Below are 11,947 nucleotides of genomic sequence, written 5' to 3' on the forward strand. Positions count from 1 at the left end.
CCCCGTCGGAGTGAACGGGGTCGAAAGCGGCCGGGAAACGCTTTCCCGACGGAAAAGCAGGCGTCGCCGGCACGCGCGGGTTGCCGCAAACATAGCCCTTTAAATAAGTTAAATTATAACCGGATTCGTCAACTTTGCGGAACTGCGGAGGACAGCGGCGGACAGGGGGGTTGACAATGTCTCTGGGGGCTCTTGATAAAACAGATAAAACAGAAACCGACGGGAACGGCTAAAAACTCATGCGCTTCCCCGGCGGGAACGCGGATCATTTTGCCGGCGCCGGCACGGCCTTTGTCTTGGGGCGGTACAGCAGTTTCCAGGGATTCATTTTGAGGTCATAACTCATCTCTTCGAAATTCCTGCTCAGGGAGTTGACCCGGACGATGGTGTCGTCCACGAGATGTTTGTTGGCCGCCAGCCGCTCGTTTAGGTTCCCGGAAATCGAAGCCGCGTTGTTCATCGTAATACGCATATTGGCGAGGATTTCATCAATGGTCTGGCTGTTCGCCTGGAGCCGCAAACGGATTTCCTTGGAAATTTCCCTCATGTTCTCGGCGATCTCCTGGCCGTCCTGCATCATCTCCTCCAAGCTGGCCGGCTCATGGCCGGAAATGGTCTCACCCTGCGACAGATAACCGCCGTCCACGTTCTCGGCGTAAAGCCCGATGTATTTTTCGCCCATGAAACCCATGTTCTTAACATAGGCCTTGACGCCTTTGGGGACCTGGACGTCGCCCTGGATCCAAAGGGTCACCTCGACTTTGGGCACGGCTTCATAAAGAATATCGATCTCCTGGACCCGTCCCACCTCAAGCCCGTTCAACCGGACCGGGGCATTGGTCTCGACGCCTTCGATGTTCTGAAACCTGACCTTGATGGCATACCCTCCCACCATGACCTTAAAGTTGCCGGCCTTCCATGTGAGGAAAGCCAAGAGCACGGCCACCACGGCCACCAGGACTCCGATTTTCATTTCATTGGTCAATTTCATGTGGATTCTCCCTTCAATCTTTTCGAAAAACCGCCGCCAGAGAAGTCGCCATCAACTCCCCGCCTGATGCGTGAGGAATCAGTCCCGGTCCGCGAACTGGATCGGGCCTTCCAGGTTGCCGTGAATAAACTGCTGAACGATCGGGTCACTGGAATTTTTGATTTCCTCCGGCGTCCCGATCTGCAAAACGCTCCCGTTATACAGCATCGCCACGCGGTCGGCGATGCGAAAAACGCTTTCCATGTTGTGCGTGACCACGATCGAGGTCAGAAGCAGTTTCTTGCTCAAATCCAGAATGAGCCGGTCCACGACCGCGCACACGACCGGGTCCAGCCCCGCGGTAGGCTCATCGTAAAACACCACGTCCGGATCCATGGAGATCGCCCGCGCCAGGGCCACGCGCTTCTTCATCCCGCCGGACAACATGCTCGGCATCAGGTTCTCGTACCCATGCAGCCCCACCAGGTTCAGCTTCATCTGGACGATCATGCTGATGATTTTGGGGTCCAGCTTGGTATGCTCCTGCAGGGGCAGGGCCACGTTTTCCTCAACCGTCAAATAATCCAGCAGGGCCGCGTTCTGGAAGCACATGCCGAACAGCCGTTTGATCTGCTCCATCTCTTCTTCAGACTGGTCCGTCATGTCCTTGTCTTCAAAAAAAATCTTTCCGGAATCGGGCTTGATGGCGCCGATCATGTGCCGCAGCAGGGTGCTCTTGCCGCAACCCGACCCGCCCATGATGACAAAGATTTCCCCCTTGTAAACATCGAGAGAGATATTTTTCAGGACCGGCCGGCCGTCAAAGGACTTGGACAAGTTCTGGACCGTAATGGCGATTTTTTGGTCAGACATAATTTAGCAGATCACATTTTGGCGAAAAAGAAGATCCCCGTGATCACGCAGTCCGCGATAATGATCAGGATGAAGCTCGTCACAACGCTGATGGTCGTGGCCCGGCCCACCCCGACCGCGCCGCCCTTGGTGCTCAACCCCTGATAACAGCCCACCATGGCGATGATCACGGCGAACACAAACGATTTCAAAAGACCCGTGTAAATGTCCTTAAGGGCGAGATATTTGAACGCGGTCTGCATATACAAGTAAGAATTGATCTTCAGGTTATACACCCCGATCAGATATCCGCCCAAGATCCCCGAAACGTCCCCGATGACCGTCAGGCAGGGCAGCATGAGAAAGAGCGCCACGACCTTGGGCACGACCAGGAAACGGATCGGGTTGATCGCCATGGCCTCGAGCGCCTCGATCTGCTCGTTGACTTTCATGGACCCGATCTCCGCCGTGATGGCCGCGCCGATGCGGCCCGCGATCACAAGCGCCGTCAGGACGGGCCCCAGCTCGCGGCAGATGGAAATGGACACCAGGCTCGCCACGTAAATGGTCCCGCCCAGCTTGGTCAGCTGATACGCGGATTGCATGGCCAGCACAATGCCGGTGAACAGGGTGACAAAAAAAACAATGATGATGGATTTGGCCCCCATGAACACCATCTGTTCGAAAACGGCGGGCCGTTTGATGGGCTTGTTCTTCGCGGGGCCGCGGATGATCCAGTAGGCCGTCTGGTAACAAAGATTGGAAAACTCGAGGAGGATCTGGACCCATTCCCTGACCCGGGATCCGATGTTCTCAAAAAACCTCAGTATGAGCATGGAGGCGTTTCCGATGCTGTGATGTTAAGAACCTTCAGGGGTTGAGGAGATCCCGGGCCTTAGAGAGCAGGTCTTCCGTCTTGAAAGGCTTGGGGATATACGCGTCCGCGCCGACTTCAACGCCGATCTTCCTGTCCTCATCCCCGGCCCTGGACGTCAGCAGGATCACGGGGATGTGCTTCTGCCCCTCCTGGGATTTCAGGAGCCGGCAGATGTTATAGCCGTTGATGATCGGCATCATGATGTCGAGGATGATCAGATCCGGCTTGCCCTTCAGGGCCATCTCCAGCCCGCAGGGGGCGTCCTTGCTGCAGACGACCTCGTATCCTCCCGAGGCGAAAACTTTCTCCAGCAGTTTCAGGACGGTGGGATCATCATCGACAACCAGGACCTTTTTCGTCTTGAGCGCTTCTGTCATAGTGTCTTATTTTAACCATGAAGAATCCTGAAAACAAGACAAAAGGTGGCGGATTGCTCCGACACAAAAAAAGCCGCTGCAAACCTCTGCAGCGGCTCAGGAAGGCGCCCACCCGCGAAGTGAACTCAGCGGCGTCGAAGCTCGTTGGCCAGGGCAACCAAATTTTTGAGCGACGCCGTGGTTTCCGGCCAATCGCGCGTCTTCAACCCGCAGTCGGGATTGATCCAGAAATTCTCCTTCGGGATCACCCTCAGGGCGCGGCCGACCACCTCACGCATCTGCTCCATACCGGGAACGGCCGGCGAATGGATGTCCCAGACCCCCAGGCCGATCTGACGGTTAAACCGGATCTTTTCAAAACTGCGGATGATGTCCCCCCGGCTGCGGCAGGTCTCGATCGAGATAACGTCGAAGTCCATCTTCCCGATCTGATCCACGATCTCGCCGAATTCCGAATAACACATGTGCGTGTGGATCTGCGTTTTCGGGTCGGTGTTCGCCGTGAGACGGAACGATTTGACCGCCCAGTCGAAATACGCCGGCCAGTCGCGGCGCTTCACCGGGGCCTTTTCGCGGATCGCCGGCTCGTCGACCTGGACGATCCGGATCCCCTGTTTCTCATAGTCCCGGATTTCCGCACGCAGTGCCAGGGCGATTTGATACGCCACGTCCCGGAGAGGGATATCCTCCCGCACAAAACTCCAGGCGATGATCGTGACCGGCCCGGTGAGCATGCCCTTCACAGGTTTACGGGTCAGGCTTTGGGCATAAGCGATTTCATCCACGGTCATGGGCGCTGGTCGGGACACATCACCAAAGATGATCGGCGGCCGGTAAGTGCGAGTGCCGTAAGAAATGATCCAGCCCTTGGCCGTCGTGTCGATCCCGTCCAATTTCTCGGCGAAAAATTCCACCATGTCCGTGCGCTCGAACTCGCCGTGCACCAAAACATCCAGCCCCCAGGATTCCTGCAGGGCAATCAATTCGCGGATCTTAGAACGCACAAAATCCCGGTAATGCTCCTGCGTGATCCGTCCGGTACGGGCCTCGGCGCGCATCTTGCGGACCTCGGCGGTCTGCGGGAAGCTGCCGATCGTTGTCGTGGGAAACGCCGGCAGGCCCAGGATCTCCCGATGGATTTTCTTGCGCCGGACCGCCGTAATTTTCTTTGTGAAGTCAGACGGCTTCAATGCCTTGACCTTGCGCCGCACAGCCCCGTTGATCCCGATGGTCAGTTTTGGCAGGGCCGGGGCGGCCCCTCTCCCGTCATAAACCCCGGCGATCAGGCGGATTTCATCCAGCTTCTCTTTCGCGAAGGACAAGGCCTGTTTCAACTGCGGCTCAAGCTTGTCCTCGCACTGAAGCGTGATCGGCAGATGGTAAAGCGGCGCCGCGTTGGAAACGACAGCCGACGGCGCGGCCTTCGTGATCTGCCGGAGAAGGGCAACGGCCTTTGTGACGTCCGTCCGCCACACATTGCGCCCGCTCACAAGCCCGGCGATCAACGTCTTATCTTTGGGAAATCCGTGCTTTATCAGATTTTTCCGGTTCTCCGGACCCTGAACAAAATCCAGCCCGACCGCAGCCACCGGCAGGCCGCAGAGCTCTTTATAAAAATCCACCGTACCGTAATAGGTGATCAGATGGATCTTGCAGCCGCTTTCCGCCATCACGCGATAGGCCTGCCGGATCAGACGGACCTCGGCCGCTGTCAGATCCAGGACAAACGCCGGCTCCTCGACGTGAGCGGCGGGACAATTTCTCAACAGTTCCCGGTAAACCGCTGCCAAATCCCTCAAGGCCGCGGCAAATCCGGATTTCGTCAGGCCTTTGCTCAATTTCAAGAACGTGAACGGCCCGATGAAAAACGGCAGCCCCGAAGCCGTCGTCCGCTGCAACAGAACCGGCGAAGCCCCTTCCGGCGAAAACTTCAGCGGCGTCGTTGAAAAATCCGTGACCAGATAATGATAATTGGTGTTGAACCACTTGGTCATCTCCAACGCGTTCTTCCCGCGGCAGTGATCATAATATTCCTGCAAACTGCCGGGACGGTGCACCCCGGCCTTGACGGCCGTATCGAGCATTTGGTCGTAAAGAGTGATTTCGCCGGATGGAAAAAAATCCACGGTTTTTTCATAGGCCGCAACCATGCCGTCCTGGAGGGACTGGATCGCCGCACGGGCATCGATTTCGGACAGCTCGCCTTTCCAAAAACCCTCGACCGTCTTTTTGAACTCTCTGTCCTCCCCCAACCGCGGGAAACCGTAAGCATAGGTCTTCATAATCACCTCTCTCGTTGTTAAACTATGATAATCCTTCGACTCCCTCCGGCCTTTCCTTCCTAAGATGAAGGCCTACGGTCGCTCAGGACTTTTTTTCCGCCGTTTCTCCGGAAAACGGCTGAAAAAAAGAAACGCCAACCTTGTAGAAAGGTTGGCGTTGTAAAGTGCTCTGATTCCGGCAAAGGGGGAATTCCCATCCAAACCGGCGGCAAGCCATCAAAACACGACCCTATTTCCCTTTCTACAGAAGGTACTCCCCAGACATACCCCGCCGGCCGCCCTGCTCATGTTACGGCCATTGGGTGAACAGACATTCGGGCTCGTCCCCGCCGCAATTTCGCGGGGCATTACCGCTGCCGGACAGCGTTCCGTGTCTCACGGAAACTTTCTCCGTTCGGTCTGGTCAAGAACGATAAAACACATCAGCGTAAACTGACGCCTTCGATTGTATCGGAAGATGATTTTTTGTCAAGGGCGGTGTTGCCGTGGTCCCCTTCGCAAAGGACTCCCGGGAGGGTCATTCAGCATCGTAGCCGAGATACGGAGAGAGCCATTTCTCGACAAACCTCACGTCCTCGTTTTTGCGCCTGGCGAAGTCTTCGATCTGATCTTTGGCGATCTGCCCCAGCCAGAAATATTTGGCCTCCGGATGTGCGAAATACCAGCCGCACACGGACGAGGCCGGGATCATGGCGTACGTCTCGGTCAGGCGGATCCCGGTGTTTTTCTCCGCGTCCAGAAGATCGAACAACAGCGGCTTTTCGGTGTGGTCCGGGCAGGCCGGATATCCCGGCGCCGGACGGATGCCGCGGTACGCGCAATGGATCATGTCTTCATTGGTCAGGGTCTCATGCGGCACGTAGCCCCAGAATTTACGACGGACAAGCTCGTGCATCCGCTCGGCAAAGGCCTCGGCCAGGCGGTCCGAAAGGGCCTTGGCCATGATGCTGCGGTAGTCGTCGTGGTCTTTCTCATACTTCGCCGTCATGTCGTCCGTGCCGATGCCGGAGGTGACTGCGAAGCCGCCCAGATAATCCGCAACACCGGTGTCCTTGGGCGCGATCAGATCGGCCAGGGCGTAATACGGGCTCTCCTCGTGCTTGAGCGTCTGCTGACGCAGGGTGTGAAAAACCATGCGGACTTTTTGACGGCTGTCGTCCGTGTAGACCTCGATATCGTCCCCCACGCTGTTGGCCGGGAAAAACCCGATCACGGCCCTGGCGCGCAGAAGTTTATTCTTGATGATCTCCTCCATCATCACCTGGGCTTCGTCAAAAAGCTTTTTGGCCTCGGCCCCGATCTTGGCGTCCTTGAAAATGTTCGGATACTTGCCGGGCAGTTCCCAGGTCATAAAAAACGGCGACCAGTCGATCCGTGTCCGGAGGTCGCTCAAATCATAATCCTCAAAAACTTTCACCCCGAGGAACGACGGCTTGGTGATGAGGGCCTTCTCCCAGTCGGTCTTGAGTCCTTTGGCGCGGGCCTCCCCGATGGTGAGGTATTTCTTCGTGGCCTGGCGGTTGGCGTGCTCGTCGCGCAGGCGGGCAAAATCCTGCCGCGTCTTCTCCACCAGCGCGGGCTTTTGCTTCGGGTCCATCAGGGCCCGGCAGATGCCCACGCTCCGGGAAGCGTCCTTGACGTGAATGACCGGCTGCTCATATCCGGGAGCGATCTTGACGGCCGTATGGTTGGGGGACGTGGTCGCGCCGCCGATGATCAGAGGCAGGTCCAGCCCTTCCCTCTGCATCTCCTTGGCCACATGGACCATCTCGTCCAGGGACGGCGTGATCAGTCCGCTCAGTCCGATGATGTCGGCCTTTTCCTCGCGCGCGGTCTTCAGGATCTTGTCGCAGGGCGTCATCACGCCGAGGTCGATGATCTTGAAATTGTTGCAGGCCAGGACAACGCCGACAATGTTCTTGCCGATGTCATGCACGTCGCCCTTGACCGTGGCCATCACGATCCGTCCGACATGATGCGCCTCGCCCGGCTTCTTTTCTTTTTCGATAAAGGGCGTCAGGTACGCGACGGCCTTTTTCATGACCCGCGCGCTTTTGACGACCTGCGGAAGGAACATCTTGCCGGCGCCGAAAAGATCGCCGACGATGTTCATCCCGGCCATGAGCGGGCCTTCAATGACCTCCAGGGGATGCCTGGCCTTCAGCCTGGCTTCTTCGACATCCAGTTCAATGTAATCCGTGATCCCTTTCACCATCGCGTGCGACAGGCGTTCCTCGGCAGGTCCTTGCCGCCACGAAAGGTCCTCTTCGGTTTTCTTGCCCTGGGACTTGACCGTTTCGGCATACCGGATGAGCCGCTCTGTCGAATCAGGGCGGCGGTTCAGAAGGACATCCTCCACCAGCTCCAAAAGGTCTTTGGGGATCTCGTCATACACCGCGATCATGCCGGCGTTGACGATGCCCATGTCCATCCCGGCCTTGATCGCGTGATACAGGAACGCCGAATGCATGGCCTCCCGCACGGCGTCGTTTCCGCGAAAAGAGAACGAGACGTTGCTCACTCCGCCGCTCACCCGGCAATGGGGCAGGGTCTGCTTGATGATCCGCGTCGCCTCAAAATAATTCTTGGCGTAATCGTTGTGCTCTTCGATCCCGGTCGCGACCGCGAAGATGTTAGGGTCAAAAATGATGTCTTCCGGAGGAAATCCGATGTCCTCCGTCAGGATATCGTACGCCCGCCGGCAAATGGACACCTTGCGCTCGACCGTATCGGCCTGGCCCTGCTCGTCGAAGGCCATGACCACCGCAGACGCGCCGTAGCGCCGGACTTCCTTGGCCTGTTGCCGGAAGGCCTCTTCGCCTTCCTTCATGCTGATGGAATTCACGATGGACTTTCCCTGAACGCACTTCAGGCCCGCTTCGATGACAGGCCATTTGGAAGAATCGATCATGATCGGAACGCGCGAGATGTCCGGCTCCGCGGCGATGAGGTTCAGGAATCTCACCATCGCGGCCTGGGAATCGAGCATGGCCTCATCCATGTTGACGTCGATGGCCTGGGCGCCGTTCTCCACCTGCTGGCGCGCGACGGCCAGGGCCGCGTCGTAATCCCCGGAGAGGATGAGCCGGGCGAACTGCTTGGACCCGGTGACATTGGTCCGCTCGCCGATATTGATGAAATTGGAGTCCGGGCGGACGATCAGCGGCTCAAGCCCGCTGAAACATGTTGTCGCAGGGATGTCCGGGACCTTCCGGGGAGGGACCCCCGCCACGGCATCGGCAATGGCCTTGATGTGTTCCGGGGTCGTCCCGCAGCAGCCGCCGAGGATGTTCAAAAACCCGCTCTGGGCGAACTCGCGGACCAGGCCAGCCATCTCTTCCGGGCTTTGGTCATACTCCCCGAACTGATTCGGCAGCCCGGCGTTCGGATAACAGCTCACATAGCACGGGACGATCCGGGACATCTCTTCAATGTAAGGCCTCATATCTTTTGCGCCGAGGGCGCAGTTCAAGCCCACGGCCAAAGGGTCCGCGTGAGAAATCGAAGTGTAGAACGCCTCGGTGGTCTGCCCGGACAGGGTGCGGCCGCTGGCGTCGGTGATCGTCCCGGAGATCATCACCGGAACGGATTTGCCGGTTTTCTCAAAGGATTTGTCGATCGCGTAAATCGCCGCCTTGGCATTCAGCGTGTCAAAGATCGTTTCCACCAGCAGAAGGTCCACCCCGCCTTCCAGAAGCGCCCGGACCTGTTCCGAATAGGCCGCCACCAGCTGGTCGAACGTCACGGCGCGGAAACCGGGATCGTTGACGTCCGGGGACAGGGACGCGGTGCGGGTCGTCGGGCCGATGGCTCCGGCGACAAATCGCGGCTTGGCGGAATTTTTTTTGCTGAATTTTTGCGCGGCCTTCCGGGCGATCCTGGCCGAGGCCAGGTTCAAGGCAGGGACCTGGTTCTGCATCTTGTAATCCGCCATGCTGACCGCGTTGGCGCTGAAGGTATTGGTTTCGATGATGTCCGCGCCGGCCTCGAGGTACTTGGAATGGATCTCTTCGATGATCTGCGGCTGGGTCAGGGACAACAGGTCATTGTTGCCCTTGAGGTCCTGCGCATAATCGGCAAACTGTTTCCCGCGGTAGGCCTTCTCATCCAGCTTGTATTTCTGGATCATGGTGCCCATGGCCCCGTCGAGGATGAGGATGCGCTTTCGCAAAAGCCCGTGGAGCGGATGTGATGGGAACGGTAATTTCATATTGATAACGATAGAAGAAATACCCTCTGTTGTCAACGGGTTATGTTAAGACCCAATCCTGTAAAGCAATTCTCTCGATGGCCGGAGGCTGTGTCCCGTGCTCAAACAGCGATCCCGCTTTTTTCTTAACAAAAAATCATGGTAAAGCGGTCTCGAACTGCGCGCGGGACACAGCCTCCGGCCCTCTTCATGAATATTATTTCGGTGGAGCGTAGGTGAACTGCCGGGTGTTTTCGTCATAGCTGTCGATGAGCGGCAACTGCGGCTCCCGGGAATGGGGACAGGGCGACTGGACGTGCGCCTCAAAATCTTTGACGAACTTTCTCACCATGCTGGAGATCAGGATGGACTCTTCCGCCGGCAAGAAACAACGGGTCTGGTTGGTCACCCGGCCGCATTCGGTCAGGATGTCTTCCATCGTATGGGACTTGGCCTGTCCGGACTCATACAACCGCAGGTGCTCGGTGATGAGGCGCGCGCCGGTGTTGCACGGCACGCACTGGCCGCAGGACTCGCGCGCGAGAAAAGAGGAAAACATCGCGGCCGCCTTGACCATGCACATGCTTTCGTCGTAAACGATGAACCCGGCGGATCCCAACCCGCCGCCGGCTTCCCTTAATGTCCCGAACGCCATGGGCGTGTCGAAGATCTCCGGGGTCATGACCTTGTTCGCCACCCCCGAGAACACAGCGCGGATCGGATGGCCCCCGGCCGGTCCGCCGCCCAGATCATAAATCAATTCGCGCAACGTTGTCCCGAGAGGCAATTCATACATCCCAGGCCTCTTGACGTCCCCGCACAGGGTGAAGATCATCGTCCCGGGCGTGTCCGCGCAGCCGATCGAGCGGAACCATTCCGCCCCCTTGGCCATGATATGCGACACGTGGCTCAGGGTCTCCACATTATTGACGACCGTCGGGTTGTATTCGCCGGGGGCGCAGCGCACGCCCTGCATGAACGGCGGCATGATGCGCGGCAGGGCGCCGCGGCCGTCGACCACTTCCAGGAGAGCCTTTTCCTCGCCGAACAAATATTCGTCCGGCCCGGGCACGACTTCAAGATATCCCGGCTTAATGAACCCGGCCTGGGTCATCTCCTCGATCGCCTTCTTGACCCGCGCCACTTCGCGAATGAACTTGGCCTTCATCCCGATAAAGGCCTGCTCCGCCCCGACCACGTGCGAAACGATCATGATCCCTTCCACGAGCTGGTAGGGATTCTTCTGGATCAGATAGCGGTCCTTGTATGTCCCCGGCTCTCCCTCCGAACCGTTGCAGACGACGAATTTGCGGGAGCTGGTATCTTCGAAGGCCGTGGTCCATTTGATCGCGGCCGGGAAACCCGCGCCGCCGCGTCCCCTCAAACCCGCTTTTTTGACCTCATCAATCACTTCGCGGGGAGCCATGGAACGGGCTCGCTGGAGGCCTTTGAGGCCGCTGGCGGCCTTATACTCTTCGAGATTCTGAATGGGTTTGTTGTCCTGCGGGAGCAGGACGCGCAATTCTTGGGCCATCGTCATTATCCTTGGGAAATCTGTTATAAATCGTTGTTATTATAAAGAATTTCCGGCGAGAGGGTAAAAAATTTTTATCTTTTCACGGCTGACTGTCAGCTCTTCAACCCCACGCCCTTTTTCAGCAGGTAAAGGTTCCCGGCCACCAGCGCCGCGGACAGGACGACCAGGATCGCCAGGCTGAGAACGATCGAGACGTCCGAAAATCCGTAAAACCCGGCGCGGAATCCGTTGACCATATAAAGGATGGGATTGGCCAGGGAAACGTTCTGCCACAGCGGCGGCAGGCTGTGGATGGAATAAAACACCCCGCCCAGATACGTCAACGGCGTCAGCACGAACGTCGGCACGATGGAAACGTCATCAAAACTCTTGGCAAAGATCGCGTTGATCAACCCGGCCAGGGAAAACACCAGCGCGGTGAGCACGATAAACGCCAGGATCAACAGCGGATTATGGATCTGCGGGTGCGTAAAGAAGACGGAGACCAGAAAGACCAGGAGACCCACACCCACCCCGCGCAGGACGCCGCCCGTGGCATATCCGGCGACGATCACCCATTCCGGAGTCGGGGACACAAGCAGCTCTTCGATGCTCCGCTGGAATTTTGAGCTGTAGAACGAGCCCACCACGTTCGCGAACGAATTGTTGATCACCGCCATCATCACAAGCCCGGGGACGATGAAGGCCATGTAACTCACGCCGTGCACGTCGCCGACCTGCGAACCGATGAACTTCCCGAAAATCACGAAATACAGCGTCTGCGTGATCACCGGGGGCACAAAGGTCTGCGACCAGATACGCAGAAAACGCGTCGTTTCCCGCCGCACAATGGTTTTGTAAGCGATCCAGTGGTCTCGCATCAT

At 57.7% G+C, this 11,947-nt stretch carries 8 protein-coding genes; all 8 read right to left on the reverse strand.

Annotation, left to right across the window (positions count from 1 at the left end):
- Nucleotides 1-265 precede the first annotated feature (265 nt).
- Nucleotides 266-991: an MlaD family protein gene (locus tag Q8Q08_02075; protein MDP2652797.1), complete on the reverse strand. Its 726-nt coding sequence runs from the start codon at nt 989-991 to the stop codon at nt 266-268.
- Between the two features lie 78 nt (nt 992-1,069).
- Complete coding sequence (locus Q8Q08_02080) at nt 1,070-1,843, reverse strand: ABC transporter ATP-binding protein (GenBank protein ID MDP2652798.1); 774 nt, start codon at nt 1,841-1,843, stop codon at nt 1,070-1,072.
- Between the two features lie 11 nt (nt 1,844-1,854).
- On the reverse strand, nt 1,855-2,658 hold the full coding sequence (locus Q8Q08_02085; protein ID MDP2652799.1) for an ABC transporter permease: 804 nt from the start codon (nt 2,656-2,658) through the stop codon (nt 1,855-1,857).
- Between the two features lie 34 nt (nt 2,659-2,692).
- Entirely contained in the window at nt 2,693-3,076 is a 384-nt protein-coding gene (locus tag Q8Q08_02090; GenBank protein ID MDP2652800.1) for a response regulator, read from the reverse strand.
- 125 nt (nt 3,077-3,201) lie between these two features.
- Complete coding sequence (gene metE / locus Q8Q08_02095; protein ID MDP2652801.1) at nt 3,202-5,358, reverse strand: 5-methyltetrahydropteroyltriglutamate--homocysteine S-methyltransferase; 2,157 nt, start codon at nt 5,356-5,358, stop codon at nt 3,202-3,204.
- Between the two features lie 517 nt (nt 5,359-5,875).
- Nucleotides 5,876-9,568 carry a methionine synthase gene (metH, locus tag Q8Q08_02100; GenBank protein ID MDP2652802.1) on the reverse strand — a complete coding sequence of 1,231 codons (3,693 nt, stop codon included), beginning with the start codon at nt 9,566-9,568 and terminating at the stop codon, nt 5,876-5,878.
- 196 nt (nt 9,569-9,764) lie between these two features.
- Nucleotides 9,765-11,081 (reverse strand): NADH-ubiquinone oxidoreductase-F iron-sulfur binding region domain-containing protein, encoded by a 1,317-nt coding sequence (locus Q8Q08_02105; protein MDP2652803.1) that lies wholly within the window; start codon nt 11,079-11,081, stop codon nt 9,765-9,767.
- A gap of 95 nt (nt 11,082-11,176) precedes the next feature.
- Nucleotides 11,177-11,947 (reverse strand): ABC transporter permease, encoded by a 771-nt coding sequence (locus Q8Q08_02110; protein ID MDP2652804.1) that lies wholly within the window; start codon nt 11,945-11,947, stop codon nt 11,177-11,179.

Source organism: Candidatus Omnitrophota bacterium, from assembly GCA_030688425.1.
In the GTDB taxonomy this organism is placed as follows: domain Bacteria; phylum Omnitrophota; class Gorgyraeia; order Zapsychrales; family JANLHA01; genus JAUYIB01.

What these genes read in the sequence shown, in the direction of transcription:
- Q8Q08_02075 (MDP2652797.1), bottom strand. Translation starts at nt 991, where the DNA reads ATGAAATTGACCAATGAAATGAAAATCGGAGTCCTGGTGGCCGTGGTG.
- Q8Q08_02080 (MDP2652798.1), bottom strand. Translation starts at nt 1,843, where the DNA reads ATGTCTGACCAAAAAATCGCCATTACGGTCCAGAACTTGTCCAAGTCC.
- Q8Q08_02085 (MDP2652799.1), bottom strand. Translation starts at nt 2,658, where the DNA reads ATGCTCATACTGAGGTTTTTTGAGAACATCGGATCCCGGGTCAGGGAA.
- Q8Q08_02090 (MDP2652800.1), bottom strand. Translation starts at nt 3,076, where the DNA reads ATGACAGAAGCGCTCAAGACGAAAAAGGTCCTGGTTGTCGATGATGAT.
- metE (MDP2652801.1), bottom strand. Translation starts at nt 5,358, where the DNA reads ATGAAGACCTATGCTTACGGTTTCCCGCGGTTGGGGGAGGACAGAGAG.
- metH (MDP2652802.1), bottom strand. Translation starts at nt 9,568, where the DNA reads ATGAAATTACCGTTCCCATCACATCCGCTCCACGGGCTTTTGCGAAAG.
- Q8Q08_02105 (MDP2652803.1), bottom strand. Translation starts at nt 11,081, where the DNA reads ATGGCCCAAGAATTGCGCGTCCTGCTCCCGCAGGACAACAAACCCATT.
- Q8Q08_02110 (MDP2652804.1), bottom strand. Translation starts at nt 11,947, where the DNA reads ATGATGCGAGACCACTGGATCGCTTACAAAACCATTGTGCGGCGGGAA.